Here is a 13,344-nt window from a genome sequence, read left to right on the forward strand (position 1 = left end):
GACACATCACGAATCACTACGGGCACGCCAAAGCGCGCCCGCAATCGAATATTCAAAAGGCCCGTCATTCAACAGGCCAGTGCGGCCGGCCTCAGTTCGTGGTCGACGAGGACGACGAGGAGCTGCCGCCGTTGTTGCCGAGCGCGGCCAGCAGGGCCAGCGGGATCAGCGCCAGGCCAACGGTTGTGGCGGTGACGCCGGTCACAACAACCTGCGCGGTCGGCGGCGGGGTCTTTTTCACCGGCGGGGTCGTCTGCGCGGCAGCGACCGAGGCGACAAAGGCAAGGCTCGTGGCCAAAACGACAATCTTCTTCATAACTGCTCTCCAATGCATATGGGATTGATTTTTCGTATCACGATTCCGTTCAGTTGATAAGACCTTTCTGGCAAACTCAGTCAATGACACGTTGCAGCGTCACCGGTGAAATGCCGGGGGTCATTCTTTGGGCCGACTGCCTCAAACTTCCGCGCCCGTCGAACCAATAGGTGTTGACGAAGGAGTCGTTGGGGGCCTGGCACGATTCGGTCACCTTGCGCGTCGCATAGGACTTGGCCAAGACGGTCACCGTCTCGGACCCGGCCGGGGCAAAATCGCAGTCGTAATCGGTGCTGTAGGTCTGATCGGCGCCGTCGAGATAGTAGTAGATCCGATGGAAGCTGCCCGAGGCGCGGCTGACCTGGGACAGATCAGGTGCGTCGGCGGTCATCAGGTCGGCACCGAAGCCGCGGGTCGCAACCAGGATGCCGTCGTTCAGCGAGACGGTCTCGTAGCTTTGGCTGACCCAGGTCTTGACCGGGCCGTTCTGGCCATAGACGCCCATGAAGGTGAGATAGCCACGGCTCGGGATGCCGACCGCATAGGCCGGCTGGCCCGCAGCCTCCAGCGCGGTGCGGATCGGCGCGGCGGCGGCAGGGTCGAGGCGGGTGAGGTCCGGGGCCGGCTTGCGCGGGCCGAAGAGGTTGGTGGTGAACAGGCTCTTGCCGGCGTTGATCGAGTTGCGGGCATCGACGGCGTCGCCGCCATTGCCGCAGGCGGCAAGCAGCGGCAGGCACAGCGACAACAGGCCGAGAAGGGAGAAGGACCGCATTTTCATTTCCAGACCCGCGCCCATTGTGCATCCAGCTTGGTCGTGTCGTAGCTGTGCAAGACATCGTAAAGACGGTCGTTCACGTTCAGACGCGCGCCACCGTCGCGGCCGATCGGACGGATGACCAGGCTGCGGACCGTGCGGGTCGGCTTGCCAGTGAACCAGGCCAGCGGGATCGACAGGACGATGCCCTTGTCGAAGGAGCCTTCGCCGAAATCCTTGGCCGAGACATTGGTCTTGGTGGCAAAGGCGCCAACCTCCCAGCCGTTCTCGAAGACCCGGGTCAGCTTGATCGTGGCGCCGAAATCGCCGGCCAGGTAGCGGCCGACGTCCACCTGCATGTGGTAGCCGTTCTGGAAGTCGTAATAGCCCGAGACATGGCCGGTCGCGACCCGGTAGTCATACTCGTCAAAGCCAAGCCCGCCATCGGTGTTGCGCTGTGCGACATAGTTCGCCTCGACCCCCAGCGCCCAGTTGCGGGCCTCGGGGCGCCACAGCACCTCGGCCGAGATGCCGCCGAACATCTGTTCCAGATAGCCCGCCGTCACCCGGCCATAAACCGCCGGGGCGATGTTGGTGTACCAGGCGGCGGTCAAAGTCTCGAGGTCGGGGTTGCCCTTGGTCGCGTAAAGCACCGAATCGCTGCGCACATGCTGCAGGCGGCTGGAGCTTTTCCCGACATTCTCGTCGATGCCCTTGATCGACAGTTCGGTGACCGAACCGGAAAGGATGAAGCCGGGCGAGACTTCGATCTGCCCGGTGGCGCGCAGGCCGTAGCTGGCCTGCAGCGGGTTGCGCGGGTTGAAGACATAGGTGCGCACGAAGGGCAGGATCGACCAGTCCACCCGCGGGTAGGCCTTGGAATTGCGCAGCGAATCGGCCATCTGCCCGGTGGCGTCGAGGATATCGGTGCGCACGCGCAGGTCGGGGCCGGCCTCGGGGGCAAATTCCAGCTCTTCCATGTCGAGGCGGCGGATGACGACCTTGGCGGCGGGCACGCCGTGGTCCACCGGGACGATCTCGAACATCTCGACCGAGGCGGGCATCACCTGGCTCATCGCGCGGGCGACGCGGCCCACGGCCTGGGCCGTCGCATCGTATTGGGTGTTGATGAAGCGCACCTGCACCCGTGTCGCGGTCACGCCGATCGATTCGATGGTGATGCCGGTCCGTTCCAGGTTGGCGGTGAGGTTCTCCATCAGGATGGCCTTGGCGTCGGATTGCCGGGTCCAGTCGGTGGACCAGGCGATCGGGTCGCTGGCCCGGGACGGGCGCACCAGCAGCGGTTCGGGCGCCGGGCCGCCCATGCCACCCTGCGGGCGCTGGCCGGGGTTGAGGAAGAGGGTGAGGTTGATGCCCACCTCGCTGCCGTACATGTAATAGCCGCCGACGCTGAACGACGGGTTGGGCCGGTATTCCAGACCGAAGTTGAAGGGGCTCTTGCGGTCGAAGGCGCCGCGGCGCTTGGCCTCTTCGGTATAGGCGTCCGAGGAATATTCCGCCTTGAAGACCAGCTTGTCGCTGAGCTGGTATTCCAGCCCGCCGAAGGCCGCAGCCTTGCCGCGGAACCATTGCTTGAAGTTGAAATTGCCGCCCTTGCCGATGTCGATCTTGGCGCGAGAGCCGAAGGGGCTGCCGAAGGAGCCATAGCTGCCGAGCCGGCCAAAGCCGATGCCGCCGGTGACCTTGAGCCGCGGGCTGACGTTCTTGGTCGCGGCGATATATTCGGCCGAGGACAGGCCGGTGCCGACGAAATCCTGCAGGCCGATGCTGAGGGCGGGCACATAGCGGCCCTCCTTCAGGATCTGGTAGCTGAGGTCGAAGTTGCGGTCGTAATAGGTGGAAAAGGCGTTCGCGCCATCGCAATCGGGCGGGCAGAACTTGTCATTCCACTGGTGGATGCCGATATACCGGAAGGTGCCGGACAGGCGCGGCGTGATCTGGAAGCGCAGCGAGTTGCGCAGGATCGGGCCGAACTTGGAATGGTCGATGGTCAGATAGCCGTCGGGCAGCTGTTCGCCCGAGGGCATGTCGATGATGCCGGTCTGGCCGGACAGGTTCAGGCCAGGCCGAAATTCGGCATGGCCCGGCAGCGCGAGCGTCAGACACGCTGCCGCCGCAAGGATGCGCGAGGCGAACCGTTTCATCGGGTAAGTCACGTGATATGGCCTTTCATGAGCGGGTTCACTCTAGGACATGCCCGGCGGGAGACAAACCGCAATCTTGCGATTTTCCGGGGTTGCGGCAGTGCAGCAACGCTGGGCGGCACCGCTCGACCCTCACCCGTTCGGCAGCGCGCCCTTGGCAAAGACCGGCTCTGCCAGACCCCGATCGGCGGGCCCGGCGAGGTCGCCATAGCCCTCGACATAGGCGGCGGCGACGCTGCGTGCGGCCAAAGCATCCCCGGTCGCCATCGCGATCCGCAGGGCCTGCAGGGCCTTGGCCATGTCAAGCTCGGACAGGCTGTTTTCATGGGCGCGCAGGATCTTGGCATGCGGCGTGGTCAAAAGCCCGGCGCCGATCAGCAGCTCCTCATGCATCTTCTCGCCGGGGCGCAGGCCGATCATCTTGATCTCGATATCGCCATCGGGCCGCGTCTCGTCGCGCACGGTGTAGCCTGCGGCCTGCACCATCTGTTCGGCCAGATCGCGAATCCGCATCGGCTTGCCCATGTCCAGCACGAAGACATCGCCGTTCGACGCCTCGCCAGAGGAAGAGAAGCTGCCGGCCAGAAGCACCAGGTGCACCGCCTCGGAAATGGTCATGAAATAGCGGGTGACGTCTTCATGGGTCAGGGTGATCGGCCCGCCGCGCAGGATCTGTTCCTTGAACAGGGGCACGACCGAGCCGGAGGAGCCCAGCACATTGCCGAAGCGGACCATCGAAAACACCGTCTTGCGCGAGCGTTTCGCCAGATCCTGCACCACCATTTCCGCCAGACGCTTGGAGGCGCCCATCACATTGGTCGGGCGCACCGCCTTGTCGGTGGAGATCAGGATGAACCGTTCCACCCCCGCCTCTTCGGCGGCATCGGCCAGCGTCCTAGTGCCCAAAACGTTGTTGGACATGCCCGCCACCGGGTTCGATTCGACCAGCGGCACATGTTTGTAGGCGGCGGCGTGGATGACGACCTCGACCTCGTGGTCGGACATGGCCGAGCGGGTCGCCCGCGAATCCGTGACCGAGCCGAGGACCGGCACGATCACCGTGTCGCCCAGGTTCTGCCGGGCGCGCAGCTCGCGGTCGATCTCGTAAAGCGCGAGCTCGCTCATCTCGAAGAGGACAAGCCGCTTCGGCCCGAAGGTCAGCAGCTGACGACACAGCTCGGACCCGATCGAGCCACCGGCCCCCGTCACCAGGATCGAGCGGCCGGCATAGGCGGCCACGCCATCCGTCACCTGTTCTTCCACCGACTGGCGGCCGAGGAACTGGTCCGCCGTCACCGGGGCCAGGTTGTCGACCAGCGCCTCTGCCCCGACCAGCTGCGCGAAAGACGGCAGCGCCAGCACATCCACGCCCAGCGATTGCAGGCGCCGGGCGATCTGCATCTGCTTGGGCGCCGAGGCCGAGGGCATGGCGAGCAGCACGCGGTCGATCTCGCGGTCGCGGACGATCTGTTCGATCCGGCTGGGCGCCAGCACCCGCAATCCGGCAATGGTCATCGAATGCAGGCTTTCGTCATCATCCATGAAGGCGACGACGACGATGGAATCATGCGACTTGAGCGCCGCCGCCAGCTGGGTGCCGGTGGTCCCCGCGCCATAGATCAGCACCCGCCAGCGCCTTTGCCCCCAGCGCAGCACCAGAAGGTAGAAGTTGAGCATGGCCAGCCGGACCCCGACCGAGCCGAGGAAGAACAACAGCCCGAAAAGGCTGTATCCCACCGCGGCAAAGGCCTGTCCCGTGACCCGGCAGATGAACCACAGCGCCACCACCAGAAGGCCTGAAAACGCCGCCGTGCGGACCACCGACAGCGATTCGTAAGCCTTGAGCCGCATGTTCGGGATGCCGAGGATCAGCGAGATCAGCGCCGCCGCAATCGGCAGCCAGAAAAACACCTCTGACAGGCGCATGACCGCGCCATAGGGAAACAATGCGGAGGTCAGCAGCATCAAGGTCGCCAGAAGCGCCAGGGGTGCGATCACCACGTCGATCAAGAGAAAAACAAATCGTTTATGGACGCGGTTCAAACGGTCCACCGTAGCGAACAGGCGCGTTCTCAATTCTGACATCTGGTTAGGCTTTGCCTTCATGAAATTGGCGATCGGACGCCAGGACTGGAGCGGAACCCTGCAGCATGGCCTGTGCCAATGGCCTCACGGTACGGCCGTGACGCCTAGCAATCAAGCATTTCGCCATAAACTGCAGGCCAATTTGCGTTCAATTGTTTACATTTAAGGCGCGGACGAGGGTCTGCGCCATCAGGCGAAAGTCATAGATCAAAGTGCGATGCTCTTGGTAAATCAAGTCGATCCGGGCTTTGCGGGGGACGCAGCGCCGTGAGTATACTCTATCAGTTTCTTCAGACGTATGACAGGCCGCCAGCAGTTTTTCTTCGTGGCGGTGATAGACCAGCGTCGCGAGGCCGGTGATTCCCGGGCGGCTTTGCAGGACCCTGGCATAGATCTCGGGGTGGCGTTCGACGTAAAGCCGCAGCGGCGGGCGGGGGCCGACAAAGCTCATGTCGCCCTTCAGCACGTTCCAGAGCTGCGGCACCTCATCCAGACGGCAACGGCGCAGGAAGGCCCCGGTCCGGGTGATCCGCGACCGCTTGTTGCCGCCCGAGACGCCCTGTTCGGGCGGGACCACGCTCATCGTGCGCAGTTTCCACAGGCGGAAGGGCCGGCCCGGCGCGCGCATCCGCTCCGATATGTAGAAGAGCGGCCGCCCCTCCTTGTACCACAGCCACAGCAGCAGAAGACCGAAGGGCAGCGCCAGCACGGCCATCAGGCAGAGGGCCAGAACGATATCCACAAGGCGTTTGCCGAAAGTCATAGGAATCCAGATCTCAAGGCCAGACCGGCTTCAGCCGGTCCAGTTCTGCGATCATGCCTTCGGCCGTGGCCTGCGGCAAGTCAACCAATCCGGCAAGACGGGCGGTCGCGACGGCGACTTTCGGAATGGCCGCGGCGCGGGGCGGCCCGAACTGCCAGGCGGCGCCGGCGGCGGTCAGAAGGTCGCCCATGGCGAGGGCGGGGGGCTGGGCGAGGTTGAGGACCTCGGGCAGATCGGCGCCGCGGAAGGCCCGGGCGATCAGCGCCTCGAGCACGCGGGCCAGGGTCTGCGGCCCGATATAAGAACGTTCCGGCCCGAGGGACTGGCCCGCAATGGGGTCAAGCAGAACCGGACCCGCCCGCGCCGCGCTCAACAGCGCGTCGGCCCCGGCAAGATTGCCCAGGCGGAGAATCGTCAGCCGCCCGGCGGGGGTCTGGGCGCGGGCCTCGACCTCGGCGGCAAGCTTGGCCTGACCATAGGCAGAGGCGGGATCGGGGGGGCAGTCTTCGGCGATCGGGGCCGCGCCGGGCGGGTAAACCGCGACGGAGGACATCAGGAACACATGCCGGGCCTGCACCTTTTGCGCCGTTTTGCCCAAAAACGCGGCACTATGGCGATTTTCCGCCAATGCAGCCGCCTCGCCGCGGGTCTGGCCGGCCAGATGCAGGATCACGCAGCCCTGCGGCAGGTCGGGCGCGGGATCGCTTCCAATATCCCAAGCCAGATCAATGCCTTGCCCGGGCCTGCGCGCCGACCAGAGCACGGGATGCCCCGCGATGCGCCCGCCCAGCACGGCGCGCAGGGCCCGGCCGACCCGCCCCGCCGCCCCGGTCACCACGGTGCAGTGCTGCGATTTTTCAAGGTCTGCTGCCAACTTATCCCCAAAGGTTTATCGGTGCCGCATCCATTCCGGTTGACCCGCCGAGAAGGGACAGTATGTACTGCGGCTCATTCAAGTCCAGCCCGTGCGGGCCGGATCAAGGAGTCCCGCATGACTGTTGTCGCAAGGCCCTTCGGCCCCCTCCTGGCTCTGATCCTGTTGCTGGCGGCCTGTACCCCGCCGCAGGACGTCGCCAATGTGCAGCAAGTGACTGCGGGTGTGGACCGTGCCGATGCGACCTTTGCCGTGCAGATCGTCTCGCGCGCCACGCTGTCGATGCTCCGCACCTGGCCGGACAGCCACCCGCGCGCCAATCCGGGCTGGATCGGCCATCAACGCTCGGGCAGCGATCCGCAGATCCAGCCGGGCGACAAGCTGAGCCTTGCGGTCTGGGACAATGACGAATCCTCGCTGCTGAGCCAGCCGGCGCAGAAGGTCATCCAGCTGCCCGACCTCAAGGTCTCGACCGCGGGGACGATCTTCCTGCCCTATGTCGACGAGGTCTATGTGGCCCGCATGACGCCGGAACAGGCGCGCAAGGCGATCCAGACCAAGCTTTTGTCGATCATCCCCTCGGCCCAGGTGCAGTTGAACTATGCCTCGGGCGTCAACAACTCGGTCGAGGTTCTGTCGGGCCTGTCCAACAACGGCAGCTTCCCGCTGCTGGACCGCAGCACGACGGTCTCCTCGATCCTGGCGCAGGCCGGCGGCGTGCCGGTCGGCATGGTCAACCCGCAGCTGAGCCTGGCACGCGGCGGCAGGGTCTACCGGATTGCGGCCGACACGCTGCTGACCCATCCCGAGCTGGACACCACCCTGCGCGGCGGCGACAAGATCTTCATCCAGCCCGAGGACCGCTATTTCCTGTCGCTGGGGGCTGCGGGCAAGGAGGCTTTGTTCAACTTCCCGCGCGACAACATCACCACGCTGGATGCCCTGTCGATCATCGGCGGCCTCAATGCCAACACGGCCAACCCCAAGGGTGTGCTGATCCTGCGCAACTACCCGGATTCGATGGTGCGCAGCGATGTGCAGCGCGGGCCGCCGAAGAGCCGGATGATCTTTGCCTTCGACATGACCTCGGCCGACGGGTTGTTCAGCGCGGGTGAGTTCAAGATCGAGGACCGCGATCTGGTTCTGGTCACGCAAAGCGCTCTGGTCAACACCCGCACCATCCTTGGCATCGTCAGCGATCTGATGGGCACGACGCGTTCGGTCTCGCGGCTGACGCAATAGGCTAGTCGTTCTCCTCCAGCCGGATGCGCAATTCGCGCAGCACCGGCAGGACGGCGCGGACCCGGTCGACGCCAAGCGCCTTGACCACATCGGCAATCAGCGGCGCCACGGCATGCACGGCGGCGTCGCGCGCCGCCCGTCCCGCGGGGCTGATCGCCACCAGCTTCTGGCGGGCATCGTCCCAATCGGGGCGGATGTGGATATGACCGGCCCATTCCAGCTTGGACAGCGTGTTGGTCATCGCCCCGCGCGTGACGTGAAAGGCCTTGGCCAGCTGGGCGGGGGTCCGTTCCTCTTGCAGGCGGGCGAGGTGGTTCAGGACCGAGAAATGCGACAGTTCCATCCCCTTGGGCAGAACCTTCGAGATGCGGTTGCGCGCCAGCTGATCCGCCGTCAGAAGCTCGCCAAAGAGCGAGACCGCGAGATCCTCGGTGCGTTCGTTCTCGGCCTTGTCGCTCATGGCCCGTCGAGGGGCCCGTGAAAGGGCCGGTCATGGGTCAGCGAGGGCACACGGCGGCGCGCCTCATCGACGCGGGCGAGGTCGAGGTCCACCAGCGTCACGCCCGGTTCGGTGCCGGCATCGGCGAGGATCTCGCCCCAGGGCGCGATGGCGAGGCTGTGGCCGTGGGTGCGGCGGCCCTTGCCATTCGCCTCGGCGTGAAAGCCGGTCTGGGCAGGGGCGAGGACGAAGGCGCCGCTCTCGATCGCGCGGGCACGCAGCAAAACCTCCCAATGCGCGGCACCGGTCAGGTGGTTGAAGGCGGCGGGCACGGTCAGGATGCGGGCGCCGCCCTGGGCCAGACGGCGGTAGAGATGGGGGAAGCGCACGTCATAGCAGACGGTCATCCCGATGGGCGCGAAGGGGGTTTCGGCCAGGATGGCCTTGGCGCCGGGGCGGAAACCGGACGATTCGCGGTAGATCTCGGTCTCGGACACGTTCACGTCGAACATGTGGATCTTGTCATAGCGCGCGGCGATGCTGCCATCCGGCGCGATCAGGAAAGAGCGGTTGGCGAAACGGCCATCCGCATCCTCGGTCAGAAGCGCAAGCGAGCCGATCAGCAGCCAGATGCCCAGCCGCGCCGCCTCGTCGCGCAGGGCGGCGAGGGTTTCATCCTCGCCCTCCAGGCGCAGCAGGGCGCGTTGCGCGGCGCGGTTCGACCAGAGGCCATTGGTGCATTCCGGCGTCAGCACGAATTCAGCGCCGCCCGCCCTGGCCTGCCGCACAAAACCCAAGGTCCCGGCGAGGTTCTGCGCCGGGTCGTCGGTCACGGTCAGCTGGACAAGGCCGGCGCGCAAGGGCTCAGGCCAGAAGCGGGTCGAGCCGCCCCTCGTGGTCCAGCTCGTGCAGGTCGTCGCAGCCGCCGACATGGGTGCCGCCGATGAAGATCTGCGGCACGGTGCGACCGCCATTGGCGCGGCGCATCATCGCGGCGCGCTGGTCGGGGTCACGGCTGACGTCAATCTCGGTATAGGCGGCGCCCTTTTTCGTCAGCAGCCGTTTGGCCGCGGTGCAATAGGGGCAGGTCGGCGTGGTGTAGATTTCGACGGGTTTCATGACAGGGTTCCTTGGCCGCTGTGGCACTATACCTAACTAGTCATCCTTCGCAACGCGTGCCATGACCAGAACGGAAACCCCGATTGCGCCGGCTGCAATGCAGGCCTCGGCCCCGGCGGCCAGGGTCGCGCCCGAGGTCATCACGTCATCGACCAGCAGGATATGCCGCCCCTCGACCCGGGCGGCGCGTTTCGGATGCAGGCAGAGCGCCCCCGACATATTGGCAAAGCGCGCCTCGCGGCCCAGCCCGTCCTGCGAGCCGGTGTTCTGCCGGCGCTGGATCAGGTCGGGGCAATGCTGCAGCCCGGCGAGCTTGGCGACCCGGGCCGAGAGCAGCGCCGCCTGGTTGTAGCGCCGCTTGACCAACCGCAGCCAGTGCAGCGGGATCGGCGCCACCAGCATGTTCGGCACCAGGATGGGCTGGACGGCGCGGTACATCCAGGCAGCCGCCGGTCGTGCCAGATCCAGCCGGTCGCCATGTTTCAGCGCCAGCACCAGATCCTTGGCATTGTCGCGGTAGATCAGCGCCGAACGCCCCGCGCTCCACGGTCGCGCGATTGCCAGGCAATCGTCGCAGCGGACATCCTCCTGCCGATCCTCGCCGAGAAGCGGCACGCCACAGTGATGGCAGACCAGCCCGGTGATGAAGGGCGTCCGCGCCCAGCACGGCCCGCAAAGGCCAAAATCGCTGGTCACCCGCGCCCCGCAGCTGATGCACTGCGGCGGGTAGATCATGTGCAGCAAGGCTTGCATTCCCATCCCGCCCTCCTATGGTCCGGCCATGCAGACACCGCCCCCCCTGACCGACCGCCGCACGCTTTTGCGCCATCGCCAGCGTGCCTCCGCCCTGTTCCTGCAGGACCTCGCCCGTGATGAAGTGCAGGAGAGGCTGAAGGAGGTTAACAGAACCTTTACGCGCCCGCTCGCCGTGACCGGATTTCCGCAAATCTGGCCGGATCTCCCCACGATTCCCGATGAGGAGATGCTGGCGGCAGAGCCGGGCGCACACGATCTTGTGATCAACGCGCTGACGCTGCATTGGGCGAATGACCTCGTGGGGCAGCTGGTGCAATGTCGCCGCGCGCTCCAGCCGGATGGCTGGTTCATCGGGCTGATGTTCGCGGGGCAAACGCTGCACGAGCTGCGCGCCTGTCTGGCCCAGGCCGAGGCCGAGGTGACCGGCGGCCTGTCGCCCCGCATCTTGCCGATGGGCGAGATTCGCGACCTTGGCGCCCTGTTGCAACGCGCCGGTTTCGCCCTGCCGGTGGCCGACAGCTTCTCGACCGAGGTGCGCTATCGCGATGCGTACCACCTGATGCGCGATCTGCGCGCGATGGGGGAGGGGAATGCCCTGGCCGACCGCCTGCGCCGGCCGACCCGTGCGGCGGTCTTCGAACGCGCGGCGAAGATCTACCAGGACAGTTTCGCCGGCTCGGATGGAAGGATTCCCGCGACCTTCGAAATCGTGGTGCTGACCGGCTGGGCGCCGCACGAAAGCCAGCCCAAACCGCTGCGCCCCGGCTCGGCCAAGGCGCGGCTGGCCGAGGCTCTGGCGGTGCCCGAGTTGCGCCTGCCGCGTGATCCGCTTTGACTCACGGCGCGTAACCTCTATCTGTGCCGCAGAAATAAAGGAGACCTGCATGTCTGACGTCAGCCCCGGAACCGGCCGCCTCGCCCATGCGCCATCAGATCACCCTGCGGTGAAAACGGCCAGGATCGGGGTCTTGCTGGCCAATCTGGGCACGCCGGACGGCTATGATTACTGGTCGATGCGGCGCTATCTGAACGAGTTTTTGTCGGACAAGCGGGTGGTCGATATCCCGAACTGGAAGTGGCAGCCGATCCTGCAGGGCATCATCCTGACGATCCGGCCCTCGCGCTCGGGGGCGAATTACAAGTCGATCTGGAACCACGAGCTGAACGAGAGCCCGCTGTTGACCATCACGAAACAGCAGACCGCCGCCATCCGCGACAGCCTAGCCGCGCATTACGGCGAAAGGGTCATGGTGGATTTCTGCATGCGCTACGGCAACCCTTCCACCGCGTCGAAAGTGCGGGCGATGGTTGAGGCGGGCTGCGAGAAGATCCTGTTTTTCCCGCTTTATCCGCATTATGCCGGGGCAACCTCGGCCACGGCCAATGACGCCTTCTTCAAGGCGCTTGGCCGGGAGAAGCGCCAACCCGCGGTGCGCACCGTGGCGGAATATTTCGACCATCCGCTGTATATCTCGGCCCTGGCCCAGTCGGTCGCATCGGCCTATGCCAAGCTCGACCACCGGCCCGATGTGCTGGTGACCAGCTATCACGGCATGCCGAAGCGCTATCTGATGGAGGGCGACCCCTACCATTGCCAGTGCATGAAAACCACACGGCTGTTGCGAGAATCACTGGGCTGGGAGAAGGGGGCGATCGACGTCAGCTTCCAGTCGGTCTTTGGCCGGGAAGAGTGGCTGAAGCCCTATACCGTCGAACATGTGGCGGCGCTGGCCAAGGCAGGCAAGACGCGAATCGCGGTCATGGCGCCGGCTTTTTCGGCCGATTGCATCGAAACGCTGGAAGAGATTCAGGGCGAGATTCGCGAGGCCTTCCTGCATGCCGGCGGCGAAAGCTTCACCTACATCCCCTGCCTGAACGCCGAGCCGGACCATATCACGGCATTGACGACGGTGATTCGCGAGAATCTGTCCGGCTGGATCGTCTGAAGCCCCGGCTCCAAATGAAAAGGACGGCAGAAACCTGCCGTCCTTTTACAAATTCGCGATACGCGGCCGAAAGCGCGATCTTAGTTGCTGGCGACAGCAGCAGCCACAACGATCAGGAGCAGCAGCGGAACCAGGTAACCACCGCCCGAGGACGAGTTGGTGTGGGTTTCTGCGACGACCGGTGCGGGTTCGACGACCGGCTGAGCCATGCCACCAGCGAAAGCGGTGGAAGCGGCCAACGACAGCGCGGCGGCGAGAGCGATTTTTTTCATCTTGATCTCCGTTTTGATTCTTCGGCCGCTTGGTTGGTTAGGAGCGCGGCGGAATTGTTGCTCGTGGCAGGATAAAAGCATTTTGACGGCCCAAATGCAACGGCTCGCCAACGGGTTTGCGCAACTGTTGCCAGATTACCCACCGAAAGCAAAAGAAAAAGACGGTGGGCAGCCCACCGTCTTTTCCAAAGATCCGAAAACCGGACTTAGTTGCTGGCGACAGCAGCGGCCACGACGACCAGCAGCAGCAGCGGGATCAGGTAGCCACCGCCCGAGGAGGACGAGGTGGTTTTTTCGACGACCGTGGGCTGGACAACGGTCGGTTCAACCACGCCACCAGCGAAAGCGGACGAGGCGGCCAGCGAGAGAGCGGCGGCGAGTGCGATTTTCTTCATAGTTATCTCCAGTTAATGCGCCCTGCCGAGTATTCGCAGAGGTGGCGGGCGCGCCCAAGATTGTTCCTCATGAAGCCGTAAAAAGCAGGTCAAAACACGCTTTGCAACAGGGACTATGCTGCAGTGCCACAGGTGGCTGCGGAATCGTCAAATAAGCAACACCTTCCGGCCATCTTTGACCGGGCAATGCTTTTAAGATTGATATCAGATCGCGGCCC

General features: G+C 64.9%; 15 protein-coding genes. 3 read left to right on the forward strand and 12 right to left on the reverse strand.

The annotated features are described in order from the left end of the window. Positions 1-91: 91 nt before the first annotated feature. The 6 genes from AC1DZT_RS00560 to AC1DZT_RS00585 all read right to left on the reverse strand — a co-directional run bounded on the left by AC1DZT_RS00560 (position 92) and on the right by AC1DZT_RS00585 (position 6,957). Entirely contained in the window at positions 92-316 is a 225-nt protein-coding gene (locus tag AC1DZT_RS00560) for a hypothetical protein (protein WP_478004639.1), read from the reverse strand. Between the two features lie 76 nt (positions 317-392). Then, entirely contained in the window at positions 393-1,088 is a 696-nt protein-coding gene (locus tag AC1DZT_RS00565; RefSeq protein ID WP_478004640.1) for a YjbF family lipoprotein, read from the reverse strand. 2 nt (positions 1,089-1,090) lie between these two features. Further along, positions 1,091-3,235 carry a YjbH domain-containing protein gene (locus tag AC1DZT_RS00570; protein ID WP_478004641.1) on the reverse strand — a complete coding sequence of 715 codons (2,145 nt, stop codon included), beginning with the start codon at positions 3,233-3,235 and terminating at the stop codon, positions 1,091-1,093. Between the two features lie 132 nt (positions 3,236-3,367). Continuing rightward, positions 3,368-5,311: a polysaccharide biosynthesis protein gene (locus AC1DZT_RS00575; protein ID WP_478005072.1), complete on the reverse strand. Its 1,944-nt coding sequence runs from the start codon at positions 5,309-5,311 to the stop codon at positions 3,368-3,370. A gap of 157 nt (positions 5,312-5,468) precedes the next feature. Beyond that, on the reverse strand, positions 5,469-6,083 hold the full coding sequence (locus AC1DZT_RS00580) for a sugar transferase (RefSeq protein ID WP_478004642.1): 615 nt from the start codon (positions 6,081-6,083) through the stop codon (positions 5,469-5,471). A gap of 13 nt (positions 6,084-6,096) precedes the next feature. Next, positions 6,097-6,957: an NAD-dependent epimerase/dehydratase family protein gene (locus AC1DZT_RS00585; protein WP_478004643.1), complete on the reverse strand. Its 861-nt coding sequence runs from the start codon at positions 6,955-6,957 to the stop codon at positions 6,097-6,099. 117 nt (positions 6,958-7,074) lie between these two features. Between AC1DZT_RS00585 and AC1DZT_RS00590 the strand changes: the two genes are divergently transcribed. Next, a complete protein-coding gene (locus tag AC1DZT_RS00590) occupies positions 7,075-8,199 on the forward strand; it encodes a polysaccharide biosynthesis/export family protein (protein ID WP_478004644.1) in 1,125 nt (374 codons plus the stop codon). A gap of 1 nt (position 8,200) precedes the next feature. Here AC1DZT_RS00590 and AC1DZT_RS00595 read toward each other — a convergent pair whose 3' ends face one another. From AC1DZT_RS00595 to AC1DZT_RS00610, 4 genes are read right to left on the reverse strand one after another with little or no spacing between them, the layout of a single operon-like run. Continuing rightward, on the reverse strand, positions 8,201-8,659 hold the full coding sequence (locus AC1DZT_RS00595; RefSeq protein ID WP_478004645.1) for a MarR family winged helix-turn-helix transcriptional regulator: 459 nt from the start codon (positions 8,657-8,659) through the stop codon (positions 8,201-8,203). Beyond that, positions 8,656-9,498, reverse strand: a complete 843-nt coding sequence (locus AC1DZT_RS00600; RefSeq protein WP_478005073.1) for a carbon-nitrogen hydrolase family protein — start codon at positions 9,496-9,498, stop codon at positions 8,656-8,658. The genes AC1DZT_RS00595 and AC1DZT_RS00600 overlap by 4 nt, the downstream gene beginning before the upstream one ends. A 4-nt stretch (positions 9,499-9,502) precedes the next feature. Then, positions 9,503-9,757 (reverse strand): glutaredoxin 3, encoded by a 255-nt coding sequence (gene grxC / locus AC1DZT_RS00605; protein WP_478004646.1) that lies wholly within the window; start codon positions 9,755-9,757, stop codon positions 9,503-9,505. A 36-nt stretch (positions 9,758-9,793) separates the two neighbouring features. Continuing rightward, positions 9,794-10,516, reverse strand: coding sequence for a ComF family protein (locus tag AC1DZT_RS00610; RefSeq protein WP_478004647.1), 723 nt, complete (start codon positions 10,514-10,516; stop codon positions 9,794-9,796). 22 nt (positions 10,517-10,538) lie between these two features. On the opposite strand from AC1DZT_RS00610, the gene AC1DZT_RS00615 reads away from it, so the two are divergent. Together AC1DZT_RS00615 and hemH are read left to right on the forward strand one after the other, a co-directional pair. Further along, entirely contained in the window at positions 10,539-11,348 is an 810-nt protein-coding gene (locus tag AC1DZT_RS00615) for a methyltransferase domain-containing protein (RefSeq protein ID WP_478004648.1), read from the forward strand. 49 nt (positions 11,349-11,397) lie between these two features. Further along, on the forward strand, positions 11,398-12,459 hold the full coding sequence (hemH, locus tag AC1DZT_RS00620) for a ferrochelatase (protein ID WP_478004649.1): 1,062 nt from the start codon (positions 11,398-11,400) through the stop codon (positions 12,457-12,459). A gap of 80 nt (positions 12,460-12,539) precedes the next feature. On the opposite strand, the gene AC1DZT_RS00625 is transcribed toward hemH, so the two are convergent. Then, positions 12,540-12,731, reverse strand: a complete 192-nt coding sequence (locus tag AC1DZT_RS00625) for a hypothetical protein (RefSeq protein WP_478000508.1) — start codon at positions 12,729-12,731, stop codon at positions 12,540-12,542. Between the two features lie 206 nt (positions 12,732-12,937). Beyond that, on the reverse strand, positions 12,938-13,126 hold the full coding sequence (locus AC1DZT_RS00630) for a hypothetical protein (RefSeq protein ID WP_478004650.1): 189 nt from the start codon (positions 13,124-13,126) through the stop codon (positions 12,938-12,940). Positions 13,127-13,344 lie beyond the last annotated feature (218 nt).

The organism is Rhodobacter sp. P1_C2 (genome assembly GCF_056406375.1).